We start from the raw sequence: 21,016 nt of genomic DNA on the forward strand, positions 1-21,016 counted from the left end.
CGGGAGAGAGACATGCGCCGCCAAAGCCTGGGTTTAGTCATGGCCGCCCTGGCCGCCTTCGGCGCGGCCCCCGCGGCCGCCAAGGGCTGCACGCTCGGTGCCGTCGGCCAGACGGTGCAGCTGCGCATCGGCGACACCGGCCGCGCCGCGATGCTCCATCTCCCCACCGGCTTCTCCCGCGCCCGTCCGGCGCCGCTGGTCCTGCTGCTCCATGGCAGCGGCGGCACGGGTGCCGCGATGCTGGAGAATTCGAAGCTCGCCACCGCGGCCGACGCGCATGGCTTCATCGTCCTCGCCCCCGATGCCGGCATCCCGCTGGAAAAGGGCTATGTCTGGAACATTCCCGGCGTCCCCACCGTCTCGGGCAGGATCCCCGGCCCGGGCGATGCTGATGACGTCGCCTTTCTCGGCAAGGCGATCGACTGGCTCGCCGCCAATCGCTGCATCGATACCAGCCGCGTCTATGCCACCGGCCTGTCGGGCGGCGGCCGGATGACCAGCTGGCTCGGCTGCGTCGCCGCCGCGCGCTTCGCCGCGATCGCCCCGGTGGTCGGCCTGCGCGCCGGCAATCCGCTGGCGAGCGACAAGCGCGTCCCCGATCCCGCCACCTGCCAGCCGTCCCGGCCGATGCCGGTGATCGCCTTTGCCGGCGATGCCGACGGCACCAATCCGATCCAGGGCGGTGGTGCCGGCTATTGGCAATATACGATGGCGACGGCGCTGCGCCGCTGGGCCGATCTCGACCTGTGCCGCACCGGCCCGGTCCAGCGCGACCTGACCGACAAGCTCTACGAGGTCCGCTATGCGAACTGCCGCGCCGGCACCGAAGTCGCCGGCCGGATCACGCGTGGCGCCGGCCATGTCTGGGCGGCGGACAATGACGCGATGTGGGCCTTCTTCGCCCGGTACCGGCGCCGCTGATGGACGAGGCGAAGCGCCGCGAGATCGCCGCCCGGCGCGAGGCGATGCGCGGGCGGATCAGCCGCGAGGAACAGCGCGCCGCCCTATGGGGCGATGACGAGAAGCTCGCCGCCGCCGGCACCCCCTTCCGCCTGCGCTACCGCGACGACGAGGACCGGCCGGACTGGCGCGGCGACCTCGTTCCCGCCGGTATGTTCCATCTCGACTGGAGCGCGATCCCGCACATTCACGAAACCATATTCGAGCACGAGCGCCCCGATTTCGCCCGCGCCGCGCTCGCCGCGCGGATCGGCCCCGACGACTTGCTCTGGGTCGTCCCCGGCAACGGCCTCGCCCCGATCATCGAGATCAGCCGTGCCGGCTTCGACCTCCATGCCGGTATGCTGATGGAGCTGGGCTCGGAAATGTGGCTGTCCGGCGCACCCGACTGGCTGATCGAGTTCCGGAAATGGGACGTGCGGATTGCCGGTTAGAAGCAATCCCGCTCCCCGGCGAAAGCCGGGGCCCAGGGTTTCTCTGCCTTCCCGCTTGTGAGCCTGGGCCCCGGCGTTCGCCGGGGAACAGGGGCGAAGCCTCACCCATTCGCCGCCCGGGTCAGGTTCAGGAACCCGTCAGATACGCCTCCCGCATCCAGGCGTCGACGATGCCCAGCCCGGCTCTCTGCATCCGGCCGCGTATCGCCGGATTGAGCAACTCGAAAATAGATATGGAATCGTCTGCTGTGGGGGGTGTATTATGCGGAAGCAGCTTAGGCGAAATGCTTCTGCTGTTTTCCAAAAATAAGCAAAGGACTTGCTTATGTATTATGCGAGGTGTTCAGATGACTATTTGTGTTTCTATTGCGGTCGCGCTTGGTAGTTTTAGTTATAAGTGGTTCTTGGGTAGCGTTCTTCTGGTCTTGCTGAGGTGGAGTCTTGACCGGATTACCGGCGGCGGGAAGTAATTGACCATCGGCATGCCGGGGCGGGACGCCGCTTTCGGCATATGGCTGCCGCGGCAAGGCGCGGGAGGCGGGCGGACTGGCCCGTTGCCGGGCAGAGGCCCTGCAACGGGCCTCGCGCACGAAGGCGGCGTCAGCCGTTCGCCGCCCGGGTCAGGTTCAGGAACACGTCCTCCAGGTCCGCCTCACGCGTCGAGACATCGACGATGCCGAGACCCGCGCCCTGCACCGCGCCCAGCACTTCGCCGGCATTCGCCTGGTCCTTGCGGTAGGTGATGACCAGGGTGCGCTCGCCCTTCATCTCCACCTTCTGGAAACAGGCATTGTCCGGCACCGTCGCCACGTCGCGGTCGACGGTGACTTCGACCACCTTTTCCTGCGCCATGCCCACCAGCTCGCGGGTCGGCTTGTTGGCGATCAGCTTGCCGTGGTTGATGATCGCGATCCGGTCGCACAGCTGCTCGGCTTCCTCGAGATAATGGGTGGTCAGCACCACCGTCACGCCGCGCTGGTTGAGCTCGCGGACATAGGCCCAGAGCTGCTGGCGAAGCTCGACGTCGACACCGGCGGTCGGCTCGTCGAGGACGAGCACGGGTGGCGAGTGCACCATCGCCTTGGCGACCATCAGCCGGCGCTTCATCCCGCCCGAGAGCGTGCGCGAATAGGCGTCGGCCTTGTCCTCGAGGTGGACGGCGCGCAGCAGCGCCATCGCGTCGAACTTGTCCCGGGGCACACCGTAGAGCCCGGCCTGGATCTCCAGCGTCTCCTTCGGCGTGAAGAAGGGATCGAAGATGATCTCCTGGTTGACGATGCCGATGCTCGCCTTGGCGTTGCGCGGGTGCGCATCGATGTCGAAGCCCCAGATCGACACGGTGCCGCCGGTCTTGTTGACCAGCCCCGCCAGGATGTTGATCAGCGTCGACTTGCCCGCACCATTGGGGCCGAGCAATCCGAAGATCTGCCCGCGCGGCACGTCGAAGGTCACGCCGTCGAGCGCGCGCTTGCCGCCCTGATAGGTCTTGCAGAGAGAGTCGATCGCAATGGCCGCCTGAGTCATGCCCGCCGCATAGACGCTTGCGCGCCCGCGGCAAAGGTCAGGCGGCGTGGACCGCTGCGTTTGCCTCGGCCAGCGGCAGCCGGATCGTCGCGCGATAGCCCTGCTCGATCGGCGCCCCGTCCAGCCGGGCGGCGGCGCCATAGAGCATGCCCAGCCGCGCCCTGGTGTTGGCCAGGCCGATGCCATGGCCGGGGCGGGAAGGGGGGCGCCGGGGGCCGGCGCCGCGATTCTCCACGATCAGCAGCAGCGCATCGCCCTCGCGCCGCGCCGCGATGTCGAGCGTCGAATCGCCAGCGGTGGCTTCCACGCCGTGCTTGATCGCATTCTCGACCAGCGGCTGGAGCAGGAAGCTCGGCACCTGCTGGCCCAGCATCCCCGGCTCGGCGGCGATCGACACCTGGAGCCGGCTGCCGAAGCGCGCGCCCTCCAGCTCCAGATAGCGTTCCACCGTCTCCAGCTCGTCGGCCAGCGGTACCATGCCGGTATCGAGGTCCATCGTCGCGCGCAGGAAGCCGCTCAGCCCTTCCACCATCTGGTTCGCCTCGCCGATACGCTCGGTGAGGATCAGGCTGGAGATGGCGTTGAGCGAGTTGCACAGGAAATGCGGGTTGAGCTGCAGGCGCAGCAGGTTGAGCTCGCTTTCCAGCCCGGCGACGCGGGCGGCGGCGAGCTCCTGCTCGCGCAGCCGGATACGGCGCACCGTGCCCAGGATCACGAACAGCGCGGCGGTGCAGCCGTCGATCAGGAAATAGATCACCGTCACCAGCAGCAGCGATTGCGGCGAATGATCGGGCACGCGCGTGTCCATGAAGGCATGGACGAAGAACTGGCCGCCGAAATCGGCCGCCATCTGGAGCAGCGCGGTGACCAGCAAGGCGGCGAGGCCCAGCGGCAGCGCGATCCACAAGGGCCGGCCGCTCGCCCAGCGCAGCGCGAGATAGATCAGCGATGCGAGCAGGATCGCCGCCAGCGTGCCCCAGATCAGCGTGATCCATTCGCCCAGGCCCGCCATCTGGCCGGAAACCGCGATGCCCGGCACGATCACCGACAGGGCGGCGGCCCAGAGCACGATGGTAAGCTGCGCCGCCTCGCGGGGCGCGGGCGCGACGATCTCCAGGGTAGGGGACATACCTCTTCCGTTTCTCGACGCGGGGGTGCCTATAGGGGATAAGCCACCACGCTGTCATCCCGCCGGGTCATGCTGTGCGTTGCGAGCGGCGATGCGCGGCGTTATAGGCGCGGCATGACCGCGCACCTGCCCGAGCTTATCCGCACCGCTTCCGCCCGCGTCGCCTGTGACGGCACCGGCCCCGGCCTGCCCGCCGCCCTTGGCCATCCGCGCGTGTTCCTCCAGATCGACGAGCATGGCTATGTCGATTGCGGCTATTGCGATCGCCGCTTCGTGCTGATCGGCGGCCCGGCCGACGGCGCCGACCAGAGCCAGCTTCCCGATCACCCGGCTGGCGCGAGCGTCTAAGCACAAATCCGGCGCATTGTTGTTTCAGCTGTTCCCCGGCGAAGGCCGGGGCCCAGCTGCAATGCGCGTTGTGAGGGCGGACCGTGCTCTCGATTGGCGTCGAGACTGGGCCCCGGCCGTCGCCGGGGAACCTAAGGGGCGCACTATGTTGCACTCTCGCCGACGTGACTCTTCGCCGAAGCGACCTATATTCCCCGGATGAGCATCCCGACCGATCCGCGCAGCTATATCTATCGCGACAGCCTCGATCCCGAGACGGCCGCGAAGCTCACCGCCGAGGCGCTGGCCAGCGCCGAGGATGGCGAGCTCTATCTCCAGTATCGCAAGACCGAGGCGTTCGGCTTCGACGATGGCCGGCTGAAGACCGCGTCGTTCGATACCCAGTCGGGCTTCGGCCTGCGCGCGGTGTCGGGCGAGACCACGGCCTTTGCGCACGCCAACGAGATCACGCCCGCCGCGATCCGCCGCGCGGCGGAGACGATGGCGCTGATCGAGCCGGGCAAGGCCGGCAAGGCGCCGCCGCCCCAGGGCAATAACCGCCATCTCTACACGCATCAGGATCCGCTCGATCTGGTGCCCTTCGCCGACAAGGTGAACCTCTGCCAGTCGATCGACGCGGCGGCGCGGGCGCGCGATCCGCGGGTGCAGCAGGTCTCGGTCGGGCTCACCGGTTCGTGGAGCGTGGTCGAGATCGTCCGGCCGGACGGCTTCATCGCCACCGATATCCGTCCGCTGGTGCGGCTCAATGTGAGCATCGTGGTCGAACAGAATGGCCGGCGCGAGACGGGCAGCTTCGGGCTGGGCGGGCGCACGCTCTACGACAACCTCTTCCAGCCGGAGACCTGGAACCGCGCGATCGACGAGGCGCTGGCCCAGGCGCTGGTCAATCTCGACGCGGTCGATGCGCCGGCGGGCGACATGACCGTGCTGTGCGGTCCCGGCTGGCCGGGCGTGCTGCTGCACGAGGCGGTCGGGCACGGGCTCGAGGGCGATTTCAACCGCAAGGGCACCTCCGCCTTTTCGGGACGGATCGGCGAGCGGGTTGCGGCGCGGGGCGTGACGGTGGTCGATGACGGTTCGCTGACGGATCGTCGCGGTTCGCTGTCGATCGACGACGAGGGCACGCCGACGCGCGAGACGATCCTGATCGAGGACGGCATCCTCAAAGGCTATATGCAGGACCGTTTGAACGCGCGTTTGATGGGGGTTTCGCCCACCGGCAACGGGCGTCGTGAATCCTTCCAGCACGCCCCGATGCCCCGCATGACGAACACGTTCATGAAGGGCGGCAAGGACGATCCCGCCGAGCTGCTGAGCCGCGTGAAGAAGGGCATCTTCGCCAAGTCGTTCGGTGGCGGGCAGGTCGATATCGTCTCGGGGAAGTTCGTCTTCTCCTGCACCGAGGCCTATCTGATCGAGAACGGCAAGCTCGGCGCGCCGATCAAGGGCGCGACGCTGATCGGCGACGGGCCGACGGTGCTCAACAAGGTCACCGGCATCGGCAACGATTTCGCGCTCGATGAAGGCGTCGGCATGTGCGGCAAGGGCGGGCAGAGCGTTCCGGCCGGTGTCGGCCAGCCGACGCTGCTGGTGGACGGGCTGACGGTGGGCGGCACCGCGGCGTGATCCGGGCCGGGCGTCGCCTCCACGCGGCGCTCGTCACCTGGCCGGATGCGCGTGGCTGGCGTGCAGTGGGGCGGGAGTTGCTCTGGGGGCTGCCCCTCATCGCACTGCTCGCCTTCGCCACCGGCCTCGCCCATTTCGATCCGATGCCCTTCGGCCTTCCTTGGCTGGGCGTCTTCTTCACCCTGATGCTGGTTCCGGCATTGGGCGAGGAGCTGGTTTTCCGCGGCCTGATCGTCCCGCCGCCGGATCGCCCTTTCCCGCTATGGCAGGCGGCACTGGCGGTCGGCATGTTCGTCCTCTGGCACCCCTTCCAGGCACTGACCTTCGGCCCGCCCTGGTCGGCGATATTCCTCGATTCGCGCTTCCTGATGATCGTCGCGGTGCTCGGCGCTCTGCTCGTGCGCCTCTACCGCGCGACCGGCAGCATCTGGCCCTGCGTCTGCACGCATTGGCTTATCGTCGCGGGGTGGAAGCTGTTGTTCGCCGGGCCGATCGGATAGGAAATGGGCATGAACCAGGCGCTTCCCGAACTCGACTGGACCAGCTGGCGCGGTACCGCGCAGCACCTTCACCTGATCACCCAGATCATCGGCAAGGTCCGCCTCGCGCATACCCCCTGGCTCAACCATAGCTGGCATGTCGTGCTTTATCCGATGGCCTGGGGTCTGACGACCGGGCCGATCCCGTGCGACGATGCCACGCTGCAGCTCGATCTCGACCTGCTCGAAAGCGAGCTCCGGCTTACGACTGACAGCGGCGGCGAGGCGAGCATCCCGCTCGGGCCCGGAAGCGTCGCCGATTTCCACGCCGCGCTGGTCGCCGCGCTGGCCGCGCTGGGCACGCCGGTGGCGTTCAATGGCGTCCCGAGCGAAGTCCCCGATCCGGTGCCCTTTGTCGAGGACACCGCGGAGCGCCCCTGGAATGGCGGAGCGGTGCGCGACTTCCACCGGGTGCTGCTCTGGATCGACCGGGTCTTCCGGCAGTTCCGCACCGGTTTCCTCGGCAAGGCCAGCCCGGTCCATTTCTTCTGGGGCAGCTTCGACCTCGCGGTCACCCGCTTCTCGGGCCGCACCGCGCCGAAGCACCCGGGCGGATTCCCCGGCCTGCCCGATGCGGTGACCTGCGAAGCCTATAGCCATGAGGAAGCCAGCGCCGGTTTCTGGCCGGGGAGCGACGCGTTTCCGAAACCAGCCTTCTACGCCTATGGCTATCCGGCGCCCGAGGGTTATGCCGATGCCGAAGTGCCGGCCCCGGCCTATTTCGACAACGGCCTCGGCGAATGGCTGCTCGACTATGACGCCGTCCGTACCGCGGAGGACCCGCGTGCGATGCTGCTCGGCTTTCTCCAGTCGACCTATGATGCCGCGGCCGATCTCGGCAAATGGGATCGTGCGCATCTGGAGTGCTCGCCGGGTGTTCCCCGCAAACCGCGGATCGTCTAGAAACGCGGCATGGCCGAGTTCTTCGATGCGCTCACCGACGATCACTGCGCCTTCATCGCGCGCCAGCCGATGTTCTTCGTCGCGACGGCGGCGCCTGAAAGCCGGGTGAACCTCAGCCCCAAGGGCATGGACTGTTTCCGCGTGCTGGGACCCAACCGCGTCGCCTATCTCGACGTTGCCGGCTCGGGCAACGAGACGCATGCGCACCTGATCGCCGATGGCCGCATCACCATCATGTTCTGCGCCTTTGACAGTCCCGCGCTGATCCTGCGCCTCTATGGCCATGGCAAGCCCGTGCTGCCCCAGGATCCGGAATGGGCCGAGCTGGCCGCGCATTTCGCGCTGTTGCCCGGTACCCGCCAGATCTTCGATGTCAGCGTGGACGGCGCGCAGAGCAGCTGCGGCTGGGCAGTGCCGCACATGACGTTCGATCGGGAGCGCGAGACGCTCAGCAGATATCATGTCAAGCACGGCGCCTCGGCGCGCTTCGCCAAATATGCGGTGCGCACCCACAGCATCGACGGCCTGCCGGTACGCAATCCCAGCGAGGAACCCGTCTGATGGCGCTTGTCGAGATCGGCCGGTTCGACCGGCAGGAAGCTTTCATCGTCCAGGGCCGGCTGGAGGACGAGGACATCCCCAGCTTCGTGTTCGATGCCGGCACCAGCATCGCCGATGGCTCGTACCTGCTGATCCCGGTTCGGGTGATGGTCGACGACGAGGATGTCGAGCGCGCGCGCGCGATTCTGGACGCCGCAGTCTAGCCGAGCAGCAGTGCCGTCGCCTTCTTGGCGATCCGGATCAGTTCCTCGCGCGGCGTGCCGGCGCGGGCTCGGGTGCTCAGCGAATGGATCACCGAGGAGGCGATCTGCGCATCGCCCAGCGGATCCGCGCTGCCGGCCTGCGCCATCAGCTTCTCGATCCAGCCATCCTGCAATGCGACAAACGCCGCCAGGGCCGCGCGGATGTCCGGATCGGTCACCGCCTCGGTCGCGGCCGTATTCACCGCGATGCAGCCCGAGGGGCCGTCCTCGCCGGTCAGGAACCCCTCGATCGCGCCAATGAACAGTGCCTTGAGCATCTTCTCGGGCGGATAGGCAGCTTCATGGAGCGCCCGGAAGGTCGCGTCGACGCTGGCATGGGTGCGCGCCAGGCCGGCGAGATACAGCGCCTTCTTGTCGCCGAAGGTGGCGTAGAGGCTCGGCCGGTTCACTCCCGTCGCCTCGGCCAGGTCGTCGAGCGATGTGTTCGAATAGCCGAGCGTGCGGAAGCGCTGGAGCGCGGCGCGCAGCACCGCTTCCTCGTCGAACTTGCGCGGCCTTCCACGGCCCCGGCTGGCTATTTTTGTATCGGTTCGCATTAAATTCCTTGACCCGATTATTTTTGTGCGAGATCGTACAAAAATACAAGGGAGACTCGTCATGAAGCTCTATTTCACCCCCTTCGCCTGTTCGCTGGCGGCGCGCATCGCGCTGGAAGAAGCCGGGCTCGACGCCGATTATGTCCAGGTGCCCCGGGATTTGCGCCTGGCCGATGGCAGGGACTTCACCGAGATTTCGCCGATGGGCTATGTTCCGGCGATCGAGACCGGCACCGGTTTCGTCCTCACCGAAGGGCCGGCGGTGCTCACCTATATCGCCGAGCTGGCGCCCGAGGGTGCGCTCAGCTTCACCGGCTTTTCCGACGCACATTACCGGATGCTCGCCTGGCTGAACTTCGTCAGCACCGAGCTGCACAAGGCGGTGTACATGCCGATCCTTGGCAAGGGCTATTCGGAGGCCGAGCAGGCGGCGGCGCGCGCCCGCCACGCCCGGCCCTTCACCGTGCTGTCGAAGCATCTGGAAGGCCGCGAATTCCTCCAAGATCGCTTCACCGTCGCCGATGCCTATCTGGTCGCGGTGCTCAACTGGTCGGAGTTCAGCAAGGTGCCGCTCGCCGACTGGCCGGTGCTTGCCGCCTATCGCGAGCGGATGCGCGCCCGGCCCGCGGTCGCCCGGGCGATGGCTGCCGAATGGCCGCTGCTCAAGGCCGCCTGACACCCTTCCGCGCTCCGGGCGTGGCCGCATCGCGGTCGCTCCCACCACACCTGCCCCTTCCGTCGCGTGCGGGAGGGGCATTTTTGTTGGAATCGGGCGAATCGCTGGGTTAGGCCTGTGTCATGCCCGCAACGATCAACTGCGACGTGGCGATTGTCGGCGGGGGACTTGCCGGCGGCCTGATCGCGCTCGCGCTGCGCCGGCGGCGGCCCGATGTCGATGTCCGCATCGTCGAGGGCGGCAGCCGGATCGGGGGCAACCATCTCTGGTCCTTCTTCGCCAGCGATGTCGCGCCGGCCGATCGCTGGCTGACCGCGCCGCTGATCTGCCATGGCTGGCGCAGCTATGACGTCGCCTTTCCCGCGGTCTCGCGGACGCTGCGCACCGGCTATTATTCGATCGAATCGCGCCGGTTCGACCAGGTCGTCCGCGGCGATTTGCCTGAGCAGGCGGTGATGACCCGGCGCGACGTCGCCGAAGTCACGCCCACCGCCGTCCTCCTCGCCGATGGCGACCGGATCGAGGCGAAAGGGGTGATCGATTGCCGTGGCCCCGGCGATCTCTCGATGCTCCATTGCGGCTGGCAGAAATTCTACGGCCGCGAGCTGGAATTGCGCGGCGAGCATCATCTCGAGCGCCCGGTGGTGATGGACGCGACGGTCGAGCAGCTCGATGGCTATCGCTTCCTCTACGCCTTGCCCTTCTCGACTACCGGTGTCTTCGCCGAGGATACCTATTACAGCGACACGCCCGATATCGATCCTGTGCTGCTCGGCAGCCGGCTTGATGCCTATGCGGAGGGGCGCGGCTGGAAGGTCGATCGTATCGTCCGGGAGGAAGGCGGCGTGCTGCCGGTGGTGATGGGCGGCAGTTTCGAGGCGTATTGGCGTGCCGGCGGAGACAAGGTCGCCAAGGCAGGCTCTCGCGCCGGTCTCTTCCATCCGCTGACCAGCTACAGCCTGCCCGATGCGGTGCGCACCGCCACGCTGGTCGCGGCGGCGAGTGATCTCGGTGGCGCCGCACTGCACAATCTTCTTCATGATTTCGCGCGATCGACATGGCGCCGCCGCCATTTCTACCGCATGCTGGCCGCCATGTTGTTCAAGGCCGCCGAACCCGAGGAGCGTTACCGCGTGCTGCAGCGCTTCTATCGTCTCGATCCCCAGCTGATCGGCCGCTTCTATGCCGGCCATTCGACCCTGCTCGACCGGCTGCGCATCGTCTCGGGCAAACCGCCGGTGCCGGTCGGCCGCGCGCTGTCGGCGATCCGGGAATCGTACCGGTGAAGCGCGCCGCGGTGGTGGGTGCCGGGCTCGGCGGGCTGGCCCTGGCGATCCGGCTGCAATCGGCGGGTGTCGAGACCGTGGTGCTGGAAGCGCGCGACAAGCCCGGTGGCCGCGCCTATTTCTGGGAGCGCGACGGCTTCACCTTCGATGCGGGCCCCACTGTCATCACCGCGCCGGAAGTGCTGGAGGAGCTCTGGCAGCTCTCCGGTCGCCGCATGGCCGATGACGTCAGGCTCATGCCGGTCACGCCCTTCTACCGGCTGTTCTGGCCCGATGGCACGCGCTTCGACTATTCCAACGACGATCATGCGCTTGCCGCCGAGATCGCCCGACTCGAGCCGCAGGATGTCGCCGGCTATGGCCGTTTCCTCGAATATTCCGCCGGCGTGTACGAGGAAGGCTATGTGAAGCTCGGCCATGTCGCGTTCCAGGACTTCATGTCGATGGTCCGCGCCGCGCCCGCGCTCGCAAAATACGGCGCCTGGCGGTCGGTCTACGCCAAGGTCGCGAGCTTCATCCGCAACGAGAAGCTGCGCCAGGCATTTTCCTTCCACACGCTGCTCGTCGGCGGCAATCCGATGACTGCCAGCTCTATCTACGCGCTGATCCACCAGCTGGAGCGCAAGAGCGGGGTCTGGTGGGCCGAAGGCGGTACCAATCAGCTGGTCGCCGCGATGGTTCGCCATTTCGAACGGCTTGGCGGCACGATCCGGCTCGGCGATCCGGTCGCGCGGATCGAGACGCTCGGCGATCTCGTCACCGGGGTGCGGACGATGAGCGGCTATGAGCTGCAGGTCGATGCCGTGGCCTGCAACGCGGACGTGGTCCACAGCTATCGCGACCTGCTCAAGGGCTCGCGTTCCAGCCAGCGCGCGGCGCAGCGCCTGCAGCGCAAGCGCTTCTCGCCTTCGCTGTTCGTCGTCCATTTCGGGGTGCGCGGGACCTTTCCGGACATCCCGCACCACTCGATCCTGTTCGGCCCGCGCTACCAGGGGCTGCTCGAGGACATTTTCGAGCATGGCGTGCTGAGCGAGGACTTTTCGCTCTATCTCCATCATCCCAGCGCCAGCGATCCGGCGATGGCGCCGGAGGGGCATGCGACCTTCTACGCACTCGCTCCGGTGCCCCATCTCGGCAAGTTCCCGGCCAATTGGGACGAGATCGCCCCGATCCTCGAGGAGCGCATCCTCGCTGAGATCCAGCGTCGGCTGATCCCCGACCTCAAGGATCGGATCGTAACGAAGTTCAGCTACGCGCCGCCCGATTTCCGCGACGATCTCGGTGCGCATATGGGCTCGGCCTTCAGCCTCGAGCCGATCCTCACCCAGAGCGCCTGGTTCCGTACCCACAATCGCGACGATGCGATCCACAATCTCTTCTTCGTCGGCGCCGGCACCCATCCGGGCGCGGGCATCCCGGGCGTGGTCGGCAGCGCCAAGGCGACCGCGGCGCTGATGCTGGGGGACGGGAAGTGACTCTGATCGACTTGCCCCGAAGCGCGTTCTGGCCGAATGCGGGGCGATCCATGACTTTCGGAAAGACCAGAATATGAAGCGCGTCGCAGTCTATTGCGGTTCGGCCAGCCCGGCCGATCCCGTCTATATCGAGGCCGCGCGCCATGTCGGGCGCACGCTGGCGGAGCGCAACATCGGCATCGTCTATGGCGGCGGCAAGCTCGGCCTGATGGGCGCTGTGGCGGATTCGGCGCTGGAGGCGGGCGGTGAAGTGATCGGCGTGATCCCCGAGCTGCTGGTCAATGCCGAAGTCGCGCATCGCGGCTGCACCGAGCTGCACGTCGTCGCTACCATGCACGAGCGCAAGGCGCGCTTCACCGACATCGCCGACGGTTTCATCAACCTGCCCGGCGGCACCGGCACGATGGACGAGCTGTGGGAAGCGCTCAGCTGGGCGCAGCTCGGCTATCACACCGATCCGGTCGGCCTGCTCAACATCGCCGGCTATTATGACAAGCTCGTCGAGTTCTGGGAGCATATGGGCCAGGTCGGCTTCGTCCGCCCGCAGCACCAGAACATGCTGATCGTCGACAGCACGCTCGAAGGGCTGCTCGACAAGATGGTCGCGGCCAAGCCGGTCGAGACGATCGTGCAGATGCGACGCGGCGATCTGTGAGTTCCACGCTTCCTTCGCGTGCCGCGCTCGTCGCGACCGCGCAGGAATCGATCGCGCGCGGTTCGGGCAGCTTCTCGGCCGCCAGCCGGCTGTTCGACCGCAGGACGCGTGAGCGCGCCTGGCTGCTCTATGCCTGGTGCCGCGCTTGTGACGATCTTGCCGACGGCCAGGATCATGGCCACGGCGCCAGCGAAAGCGACAGGCAGGCGGGGCTCGCCCGTATCCGCCTGCTCACGCAAGCGGCGCTGGATGGGCAGTGGATCGGTGATCCGGCGTTCGACGCACTGCGCATCGTCGTGGCCGAGGCCGGCATCCCGCACCGTTTCGTCTGGGACCTGGTAGAGGGCTTCGCGCTCGACGCCGACGAGTGGCATCCCCGGCACGAGGTGGATCTCTATCGCTATTGCTATCATGTCGCGGGCTCGGTCGGCTGCATGATGGCGATCATCATGGGCGTGTCGCCCGCCGACGACGCGACACTTGATCGCGCCTGTGATCTCGGCATCGCCTTCCAGCTCGCCAATATCGCCCGCGATATCGAGGCGGACGACCGGATCGCGCGCTGCTATCTGCCCGATGACTGGCTGGTCGAGATGGATATCCCGCCCGGCCAGCACATGAAGCCGCCCTTCCGCCAGCGCCTTGCCGTGTTGGCCGGGCGGCTGGCGCGGGGAGCGGAGGACTATGCCGCGAGCGCCCGTGTCGGCACCCCGAAGCTCGGCTTTCGCTCGGCCTGGGCGGTGCTCGCCGCGACCGGCATCTATGGCGCGATTGCCGAGAAGGTTGCCGCACGCGGGGAACATGCATGGGATCACCGGGTCTCCACGTCGGGCTTCGAGAAGCTCGGCTGGATCGCCCGGTCCTGGTGGCAGGCGCTGCGCCGCCGGGATCTCTATCCCGCTGCACCGCGCGATCCCGATCTCTGGACCCGCTCGCGTCCCGATTGAACGCGGCCGCCGCCGGCTTGGTCGCGGGACGGAAGACGAACGCCCGCGGATGGGGGAACCCGCTCGCCATGCGTATCCTCCTTTTCCCGCTCGCTTGCCTGGCGCTTGTCGCTGCGCAGGATGCGCCCCAGGGAGCTTCCGAACTGGCCGGGCAATGGGATCAGACGTCCACGCGCACCCAGCTGGTGCGCGTGCCGGTGCTCCGCGATCGGCCGACTGCTTCGCTTGCCGGCCGCGGCATGGTCACCGGGCGGGGGCCGGTGACCAGCACCGTGCTGCGCGACGAGGAAGTGCCGATGCAGGTCCATTATATGGTCCGCCTGCGCATCCAGCCCGATGGCCGGTTCAAATGGACCACCGAGAAGCGCCGCACCGCTTCGCCGACCAATGACTGCGAGATCCGCGAAGGCACGCGCCGCGACGGCATGGCCGGCTATGCCGATGGCCGGCTGGTGCTGAAGAGCGAGTCCGTCCGGGCGCTCAGCCTCGATTGCGACGGCACGGGCGATGAGACGCGCGAAGCCGGGCGTGTCGACGTCTATGCGGTGCGCCGCCAGGGCAATATGCTGGTCCTCCAGTCCGCCGACGGAGAAGTCTGGCAGCTCCAGCGGGTCGGAGGCTAGGCCGGCCGCGCGATTCCGGAGACGATGGCGCCTGCGAGCAGCGGTGCCGCAACTGCTGCGAACTGCATCCAGAGCGGATGGGGCGCGATCAGGCTCTGGATCAGCGCGAAGCCGATCGCCAGCAGCGCGACGATCCAGCCGCTTGCTGGGGTGCCGGCGATCCGCACCGCCGCCACGCCGCCTGCCAGCGCGCCGAGCGCCCAGCTGCCGACGGTGATCGTCTGCGGAGATGGGTTCATGCCGGGCATGAAATCCTCGGGGATCGCATAATGCATCCCGATCCAGCGCAGCCCCAGGATCACCCCAATCCCCACGGCAAGTCCCACCACGACACCAAGCAGCTGCTTCATTCCGTTTCCCCCGAAACAGTTTCGCATCTGCAACATAAATGAAACGGGAAGGCGGTGCTAGCGGCCTTTGCCGTCCAGTTTCGGGGCGCCCTGGCGTGCCATTTCCGGCGTCTGGCGCTGGCAGGCGCCGGCGATTACCGGGTAATCGAGGTCGGTATTGCGGCGCAAAGCATCGGCCACCGCCTCCTGGCAACGCGCAAAGCTGGTGTAGCGCGCGGGCTCGATCCGCGCCTGCCGGCAGTCGAGATTGTCGTCGCTGCAACCCATGATCGCGAGCAGATAGAAGACCTGGTCCATCGCCGCCTCCTTCAAAGGTTAACAACGGCTCGCGCGTCCAACCGTTGCATCGCGGCGCCGAGCGCCCCAAATCACGCGTGATGGCTTCCAATTCCGATGCACCCGCCGGCGAGCGCCCGATGCTCGCCACGCTGCGGCGTTTCCTTCCCTATCTCTGGCCCAGGAACGCGGCCGGCTTGCGCGTGCGCATCGTCATCGCGCTCGGGCTCGTCGTCATCTCCAAGCTGGTCCAGGTCTATGGCGCGCCCTTCGCGCTGCAGGGGGCGATCGACCGGATGGCGGGCGGGTCACGCGACGCGGTCTGGCTCGTGGTGGCGCTGGTTACCGGCTATGCGCTCGCCCGTTTCGGCACGGTGCTGTTCGACAATCTCCGCAACGCGGTGTTCGAGAAGGTGGGGCAGGATGCCACGCGCCGCCTCGCTGCCGATGTGTTCCGGCATCTGCACCAGCTGAGTCTGCGCTTCCATCTCGAGCGGCGCACCGGCGCGATCACCAAGGTGGTCGAGCGCGGCACCAAGAGCATCGACACGATGCTCTATTTCCTCCTGTTCAACATCGCCCCGACGATCCTCGAACTCGCGCTCGTGGTCGGCATCTTCTGGACGCGCTACGGCGTGTGGCTGGTCGCGGGCACCATGGCGATGGTCGTGCTCTACATCGCCTTCACCCGCTGGGTGACCGATTGGCGCTCGAAGCTGCGCGAGAAGATGAACGATCTCGATACCGGCGCGGTCGCCCATGCCGTCGATTCGCTGCTCAACTTCGAGACGGTGAAGTATTTCAACGCCGAGGAGCGCGAGGCGCGGCGCTACGAGAATGCCGTCACCGCCTATGCCCGCGCGGCGACCACCAGCGAGAACAGTCTGGCCTGGCTCAATATCGGTCAGGCGCTGATCACCAACACCATGCTCGGCGCGGGCATGGCGCTGGTCGTCTTCGGCTGGTCCTCGGGCAAGTTCACCGCGGGCGACGTGGTGCTGGTCTCGACGCTGCTCAGCCAGCTCTTCCGCCCGCTCGACATGCTGGGCTGGGTCTATCGCACGATCCGCCAGGGTGTGATCGACATGGGATCGATGTTCGACCTGCTCGACAGCGCCGCCGAGGTGAAGGACGCGCCGAACGCGGTGCCGCTCGCCATCGCCAGCGGCCATGTCCGCTTCGAAGGCGTGCATTTCGGCTATGATCCGGACCGCGAGATCCTGAAGGGCGTCGATCTCGACATTCCGGCCGGCGCCACCGTTGCGGTGGTCGGCCCCTCGGGCGCCGGCAAGTCGACGCTCGCACGGCTGATGTACCGCTTCTATGACGTCACCGGCGGCCGCATCACCATCGATGGGCAGGATATCCGCGACGTGACTCAGTCGTCGCTGCGCGGTTCGATCGGCATCGTCCCGCAGGACACGGTGCTGTTCAACGACACGATCGGCTACAACATCGCCTATGGCCGCGAGGGTGCGACTCCCGACGAAATCGCCGCCGCGGCGCGCGGTGCCGCGATCGCCGGCTTCATCCAGTCGCTGCCCGACGGTTTCGAGACGCGGGTCGGTGAACGCGGGCTCAAGCTTTCCGGCGGCGAGAAGCAGCGCGTCGCCATTGCACGCACGCTGGTGAAGAACCCGCCGATCCTGATCCTCGACGAAGCGACCAGCGCACTCGACAGCCGTACCGAGGCGGATATCCAGGCGACGCTCGAGGCGATCGAGCATGGCCGCACCACCATCGTCATCGCGCACCGGCTTTCCACGGTCGTACATGCCGACCGGATCATCGTGCTCGAGGCAGGCCGGGTGGCCGAGCAGGGCACGCATGCCCAGCTCTTGCGCAAAAACGGTCTCTATGCCGAAATGTGGGCGCGGCAGGCGCAGGAGCGTGAGGCCGAGGGCGGAGAGGAAGTCCCCGCCGAATAGGAGGGGCGATGATCTGGTTCCTGGTTGCGCTGGCGGTGGTGATCGCTGCGCTCGTTCTCTGGTCCGGCTATGTCGCGCGCGGGGTCGAGCGCTGGGTGCCGATGGACGGCCGCCAGGTCGAAGTGCCCGGCGTGCGCATGCATGTCGTCGAGATGGGCCCGGCCGATGCCCCGGTGATCGTAATGATCCACGGCATCATGAGCCAGCTGCGCGTCTTCACCTATGCGCTCGCCGGCCGCCTCGCCGCCGATCACCACGTCATCGTGATGGATCGTCCGGGCTGGGGCTATTCCACGCTCACCGGCCCGCGCCTCGACCTGAACGCACAGGCCGATGCCGTCGCCGCGGCGATCGCGAAGCTCGGGCTGGAAAAGCCCTTGCTGGTCGGTCATTCGATGGGCGGTGCGGTCAGCCTGGCGCTGGCGCTGCGCCATCCGCAGGCGGTGCGCGGCCTAGGCCTGATCGCCCCGCTCACCCAGCCAATCGATGAAGCACCCGCGCCGCTCAAGGGGCTGGTGATACCAGCGCCGCTTCGCCCGCTGATCGCCTGGACGATCGCGGTGCCGCTCTCAATGCGCACCGGCAAGGCCAAGACGACGGCCGTCTTCGCTCCCGATCCGCTGCCCGAGGATTTCCCGGTCAAGGCCGGCGGCGCGCTCGCCATCCGCCCGGCGAGCTTCCAGATGGGTTGTTTCGAGATCGATCATGCACCCGGGGCAATGCAGGTCCAGGCGCCGCGCTATGGCGAAATCGCGATTCCGGTCTCGATCCTTTACGGCCGGCAGGACGCGCTGCTCGATCCCGAGTTGCACGGCCGCAAGACCGCGTCGGATGTCCAGAACGGTACGGTCGCGCTGCTCGACGGCGGCCATATGCTCCCGGTGACGCATGTCGACGCAACCGAAGCCTGGCTGCGCGGGCTCTAGCTGCTGCCGATCTCCGCCGGCTGGGTGGTCCAGCCCAGTCGCGGGATGGTGATCGAGCGCTTGCCCGACAGGTCGGTGCGCGTCACGAACAGCTCCTTGCTCTCGATATATTGGAGCAGGCGGCGGACGCGGCCGAGCGAGCTGGTGCCATAGGTCGCCGCGATCTCCGTGTCGCTCGGGCACGGTGCGCCCTCGCGCGCGGCACGCGCCACCAGCAGGAATGGGCCGAGCATGTCGTCGGGCAGTGCCCGCGCCGCTTCGAGCGCCTGCGCCCAGTCGTCGTCGGGGTCGCCGTGAATGCCGGCCCGTGCCGCCGAGAGCCGGCGCACGAAGCTGGACAGATCGAGCGGCGGTCGTGCGAGCCCGACCATCCGGCAGCGGACCAGGAAGTCCTGGTACAGCACGGACGGCGAACGATAGGTGCTTTCCTCGTCGGCGGTGATGTCGCGCAGCACCTCGGCGATCTTCTGCGCCGCTTCCTCCGGATCGACGTCCGGGATTTCCTCGCGCGCCGGCGTCGAGCGGGCGAGCGCCTCGAGCAGGCGATCGCTGGCGAGCTGGGGCGGGGCGGAAGGAGCCGGGGGCGTCGGCGGCGTCCATTCGGGCTCGGCGGGCGCCAGCAGCAGGTCCTTGAGCTCGGCGGAGGGGGCCTCGGGCAGCGGAGTCAGCTTGGGGCTGCCGCTGCGCGCGCTGGTCTCGACCGGGCCGATCTGCACCGAGATCGGCCGGCGCGATACCGCGGGGCCAAGCGCCAGGAAATGCCCGCGGGCCAGGTCGCGGATCGCCTCGGCCTGGCGGCGCTCCATGCCGAGCAGGTCGGCGGCGCGGGCCATGTCGATATCGAGGAAGGTGCGCCCCATCAGGAAGTTCGAAGCCTCGGCCGCGACGTTCTTGGCGAGCTTGGCCAGGCGCTGGGTGGCGATCACGCCGGCAAGGCCGCGCTTGCGCCCGCGGCACATCAGGTTGGTCATCGCGCTCAACGAGGCGCGGCGCACATCTTCGGCAACCTCGCCGCCGCCCGAAGGTGCGAACAGCTGAGCCTCATCGACCACCACCAACGCCGGGTACCAATGGTCGCGCGGGGCATCGAACATCGCGTTGAGGAATGCCGCGGCGCATTTCATCTGCCCCTCGGCCTCCAGCCCCTCCAGGCTGAGTACCACCGACGCCCGATGCTCGCGGATGCGGGTGGCGAAGCGGGCGATCTCGCGCTCGCTGTAATCGGCGGCCTCGATCGAGATATGGCCATATCGGTCGCTCAGGGTGACGAAATCGCCCTCGGGATCGATGATCACCTGCTGGACATGGCCGGCGCTCTTCTCGAGCAGGCGGCGCAGCAGGTGCGATTTGCCAGACCCCGAATTGCCCTGGACGAGCAAGCGCGTCGCCAGCAGCTCCTCGAGATCCATGGCGACGGCATCACCCTTGCCGTCCTGCCCCATGTCCACGCGTACCGTCATCCCATCCGCTTTGGCGCATGGAGAGGGATGGGGGCAAGCGGCATCGGTGGAAAAGCTGTGAGCGATACGCCTGCGTCTCAATCATCACCCCGGCCTTGAGCCGGGGTCCCGCTTCTGGCGGCGATATAGGGCAGCGGGACCCCGGGTCAGGCCCGGGATGACGAGGTAGAAGGTCAGCGCTTGAACCCCAGCAGCACATTCCCCTCGGTCGAGAGATAGTTCTTCCGGTAATCGAAGCGGCGGCAATCGGAGAAGATCAGCCAGTAATATTTCATCTGCTCCGACCACCAGTAGCCCGGGCAATGGTCCGCCTGCGCCTTGGTGGTGACATCCGCCATGGTCGCATAGCCGAACGCGGCCTTGTTCCACTGCTGCATCGCCCGGAAATGCCGGGCGACCAGCGCGCGCCATTCCTCCTTGCGGTCGAGCAGCCAGTGGTTGAACGCGGCATCGGCCAGCTCGGGGCGCAGCGCGTTGGTCTTGGTGGTCGGCGTGCCCTTTTCGGCGTCATAGCCCTCGGGCAGGATGCCGAACTTCGCCTGCACCTTGTCCCAGCTGCGGGTATAGGCTTCGCCAGCGGCGGTATCGCCGCCCTGGGCGAGCAGCCCGCCATAGAAGGACGAAAGCTCGTCCTGCGCCCAGTTGATCCGCTTGCCAGTCTCGAAATCGACATCGACGAACCAGGTATCGCCGTTCAGCTCGACCTTCTGGTTCTCCAAGATCGCCGCGGTGCAGCTCTTGTACATCACCAGGAACTCGCGGTCGCCGAACAGCTGCCAGCCGTCCCACAGATATTCGTAGTAGCTGTCCGAAGGCGGGCCGATCGTCGCGCGGCGGCTCTTCCACTCGCCGGTCATGCAGTCGAACGAATCCGGCATCAGCCCGATCTCCGATCGCCGACCGAACAGCGCGACCATCGCGCGCTTGGCCGCCTTGTGATAGCGCGGATCGCCGGTCAGCCGGCTCAGCGTGCCGAACTCGGTGATGCAGCTGCCCACTTCGGCCGGATTGGTGATGGGATCGCGCAGCGCACCCGTCTTCAGGTTGATGAAGCGGTGCGGCAGCCCGATCGGCGAATGATCGAAACTCGGCATCAGCCGGTCGGCCAGATCCCTGGCCTTGGCGAGCAGCAGCTTGTCGCCGCTGGCGAGATGCGCCGATAGCAGCCCGCCGACCAGCCGGATGATCGTCTCGAACACCGAGACTTCGCCGTCCACGTCGAAATCGAGATTGGCGTGGATCCAGTCCACCCCGTCCTTGAACTCGGCGTCCAGCTCCATCAGCCACAGCGTGTCGAGCGCCTCGATCAGGCTGAGCCCGACATGCTTCCCCTTGATCGAGAAGCTCTCGGACCCGCCCGAGACCGGCATGATCTGGTCCTTGCCCCAGGCTTTCTCGCGGTAGTTCCGCCAGGCCCAGCGCATGCTCTCGCGCACTTCGCCGGCCAGCGCGCGCCAGTCCTCCTTGGCCGTGGCGGGCAGGGGAAGCAGCGCGGCGGCGCCACCGGCGATCAGGCCGCGACGGCCGATGCGAAAGCTGGACATGGCGTCAGGCTAGCGCGCGCCCGTGCCGGTGCAAACCCTGCTTGCCG

General features: G+C 67.3%; 23 protein-coding genes. 16 read left to right on the plus strand and 7 right to left on the minus strand.

Annotated elements, in window-relative coordinates:
• Positions 1-12: 12 nt before the first annotated feature.
• Both AC1RJ5_RS14500 and AC1RJ5_RS14505 read left to right on the plus strand, forming a co-directional pair.
• Entirely contained in the window at positions 13-921 is a 909-nt protein-coding gene (locus tag AC1RJ5_RS14500; RefSeq protein ID WP_269573282.1) for a CE1 family esterase, read from the plus strand.
• Positions 888-1,394, plus strand: a complete 507-nt coding sequence (locus tag AC1RJ5_RS14505) for a hypothetical protein (protein ID WP_493113944.1) — start codon at positions 888-890, stop codon at positions 1,392-1,394. The genes AC1RJ5_RS14500 and AC1RJ5_RS14505 overlap by 34 nt, the downstream gene beginning before the upstream one ends.
• A gap of 600 nt (positions 1,395-1,994) precedes the next feature.
• Here AC1RJ5_RS14505 and AC1RJ5_RS14510 read toward each other — a convergent pair.
• Positions 1,995-2,918: an ABC transporter ATP-binding protein gene (locus AC1RJ5_RS14510; protein WP_493113946.1), complete on the minus strand. Its 924-nt coding sequence runs from the start codon at positions 2,916-2,918 to the stop codon at positions 1,995-1,997.
• A 37-nt stretch (positions 2,919-2,955) separates the two neighbouring features.
• On the minus strand, positions 2,956-4,047 hold the full coding sequence (locus AC1RJ5_RS14515) for a sensor histidine kinase (protein ID WP_269573279.1): 1,092 nt from the start codon (positions 4,045-4,047) through the stop codon (positions 2,956-2,958).
• Between the two features lie 114 nt (positions 4,048-4,161).
• Here AC1RJ5_RS14515 and AC1RJ5_RS14520 point away from each other — a divergent pair, with 114 nt between their 5' ends.
• The 6 genes from AC1RJ5_RS14520 (at position 4,162) to AC1RJ5_RS14545 (ending at position 8,227) form a co-directional block, all read left to right on the plus strand.
• Positions 4,162-4,395, plus strand: a complete 234-nt coding sequence (locus tag AC1RJ5_RS14520; RefSeq protein ID WP_269573278.1) for a zinc-finger domain-containing protein — start codon at positions 4,162-4,164, stop codon at positions 4,393-4,395.
• Positions 4,396-4,593: 198 nt separating this feature from the next.
• Positions 4,594-6,021: a metalloprotease TldD gene (gene tldD, locus AC1RJ5_RS14525; protein ID WP_493113949.1), complete on the plus strand. Its 1,428-nt coding sequence runs from the start codon at positions 4,594-4,596 to the stop codon at positions 6,019-6,021.
• Positions 6,018-6,521, plus strand: a complete 504-nt coding sequence (locus tag AC1RJ5_RS14530) for a CPBP family glutamic-type intramembrane protease (protein WP_493113951.1) — start codon at positions 6,018-6,020, stop codon at positions 6,519-6,521. Before tldD ends, AC1RJ5_RS14530 begins: the two co-directional genes overlap by 4 nt.
• A gap of 9 nt (positions 6,522-6,530) precedes the next feature.
• Positions 6,531-7,463 carry a DUF5996 family protein gene (locus AC1RJ5_RS14535; protein ID WP_493113953.1) on the plus strand — a complete coding sequence of 311 codons (933 nt, stop codon included), beginning with the start codon at positions 6,531-6,533 and terminating at the stop codon, positions 7,461-7,463.
• A gap of 9 nt (positions 7,464-7,472) precedes the next feature.
• A complete protein-coding gene (locus AC1RJ5_RS14540; protein ID WP_493113955.1) occupies positions 7,473-8,024 on the plus strand; it encodes a pyridoxamine 5'-phosphate oxidase family protein in 552 nt (183 codons plus the stop codon).
• Positions 8,024-8,227 carry a putative signal transducing protein gene (locus AC1RJ5_RS14545; protein ID WP_269573273.1) on the plus strand — a complete coding sequence of 68 codons (204 nt, stop codon included), beginning with the start codon at positions 8,024-8,026 and terminating at the stop codon, positions 8,225-8,227. The genes AC1RJ5_RS14540 and AC1RJ5_RS14545 overlap by 1 nt, the downstream gene beginning before the upstream one ends.
• Here the strand turns inward: AC1RJ5_RS14545 and AC1RJ5_RS14550 are convergent.
• The gene (locus AC1RJ5_RS14550; RefSeq protein WP_269573272.1) at positions 8,224-8,823 is read right to left on the minus strand and encodes a TetR/AcrR family transcriptional regulator; all 600 of its coding nucleotides are present in this window, start codon (positions 8,821-8,823) and stop codon (positions 8,224-8,226) included. The two genes, AC1RJ5_RS14545 and AC1RJ5_RS14550, sit on opposite strands and share 4 nt — an antisense overlap.
• 61 nt (positions 8,824-8,884) lie before the next feature.
• Between AC1RJ5_RS14550 and AC1RJ5_RS14555 the strand changes: the two genes are divergently transcribed.
• The 6 genes from AC1RJ5_RS14555 to AC1RJ5_RS14580 all read left to right on the plus strand — a co-directional run bounded on the left by AC1RJ5_RS14555 (position 8,885) and on the right by AC1RJ5_RS14580 (position 14,485).
• A complete protein-coding gene (locus AC1RJ5_RS14555; protein WP_493113958.1) occupies positions 8,885-9,499 on the plus strand; it encodes a glutathione binding-like protein in 615 nt (204 codons plus the stop codon).
• Between the two features lie 122 nt (positions 9,500-9,621).
• Positions 9,622-10,785 carry a lycopene beta-cyclase CrtY gene (gene crtY / locus AC1RJ5_RS14560; protein ID WP_493113960.1) on the plus strand — a complete coding sequence of 388 codons (1,164 nt, stop codon included), beginning with the start codon at positions 9,622-9,624 and terminating at the stop codon, positions 10,783-10,785.
• Entirely contained in the window at positions 10,782-12,260 is a 1,479-nt protein-coding gene (locus AC1RJ5_RS14565) for a phytoene desaturase (protein ID WP_269573269.1), read from the plus strand. Before crtY ends, AC1RJ5_RS14565 begins: the two co-directional genes overlap by 4 nt.
• Positions 12,261-12,333: 73 nt before the next feature.
• A complete protein-coding gene (locus AC1RJ5_RS14570) occupies positions 12,334-12,915 on the plus strand; it encodes an LOG family protein (RefSeq protein WP_269573268.1) in 582 nt (193 codons plus the stop codon).
• A complete protein-coding gene (locus AC1RJ5_RS14575; RefSeq protein ID WP_493113963.1) occupies positions 12,912-13,862 on the plus strand; it encodes a phytoene/squalene synthase family protein in 951 nt (316 codons plus the stop codon). The genes AC1RJ5_RS14570 and AC1RJ5_RS14575 overlap by 4 nt, the downstream gene beginning before the upstream one ends.
• A gap of 68 nt (positions 13,863-13,930) precedes the next feature.
• A complete protein-coding gene (locus AC1RJ5_RS14580) occupies positions 13,931-14,485 on the plus strand; it encodes a hypothetical protein (protein WP_269573266.1) in 555 nt (184 codons plus the stop codon).
• On the opposite strand, the gene AC1RJ5_RS14585 is transcribed toward AC1RJ5_RS14580, so the two are convergent.
• Together AC1RJ5_RS14585 and AC1RJ5_RS14590 are read right to left on the minus strand one after the other, a co-directional pair.
• Positions 14,482-14,835 (minus strand): hypothetical protein, encoded by a 354-nt coding sequence (locus AC1RJ5_RS14585; RefSeq protein ID WP_342250878.1) that lies wholly within the window; start codon positions 14,833-14,835, stop codon positions 14,482-14,484. The two genes, AC1RJ5_RS14580 and AC1RJ5_RS14585, sit on opposite strands and share 4 nt — an antisense overlap.
• A 57-nt stretch (positions 14,836-14,892) precedes the next feature.
• Entirely contained in the window at positions 14,893-15,132 is a 240-nt protein-coding gene (locus tag AC1RJ5_RS14590) for a hypothetical protein (protein ID WP_269573264.1), read from the minus strand.
• Between the two features lie 80 nt (positions 15,133-15,212).
• On the opposite strand from AC1RJ5_RS14590, the gene AC1RJ5_RS14595 reads away from it, so the two are divergent.
• A complete protein-coding gene (locus tag AC1RJ5_RS14595; RefSeq protein ID WP_269573263.1) occupies positions 15,213-17,039 on the plus strand; it encodes an ABCB family ABC transporter ATP-binding protein/permease in 1,827 nt (608 codons plus the stop codon).
• Positions 17,040-17,047: 8 nt separating this feature from the next.
• Entirely contained in the window at positions 17,048-17,965 is a 918-nt protein-coding gene (locus tag AC1RJ5_RS14600) for an alpha/beta fold hydrolase (protein ID WP_493113966.1), read from the plus strand.
• On the opposite strand, the gene AC1RJ5_RS14605 is transcribed toward AC1RJ5_RS14600, so the two are convergent.
• Entirely contained in the window at positions 17,962-19,425 is a 1,464-nt protein-coding gene (locus AC1RJ5_RS14605) for a helicase HerA domain-containing protein (RefSeq protein WP_342250881.1), read from the minus strand. The genes AC1RJ5_RS14600 and AC1RJ5_RS14605 overlap by 4 nt on opposite strands.
• A 173-nt stretch (positions 19,426-19,598) precedes the next feature.
• On the minus strand, positions 19,599-20,969 hold the full coding sequence (locus tag AC1RJ5_RS14610; RefSeq protein ID WP_493113967.1) for a glycoside hydrolase family 47 protein: 1,371 nt from the start codon (positions 20,967-20,969) through the stop codon (positions 19,599-19,601).
• Positions 20,970-21,016 lie beyond the last annotated feature (47 nt).

The organism is Sphingomonas sp. GW822-FHT03G08 (genome assembly GCF_058801135.1).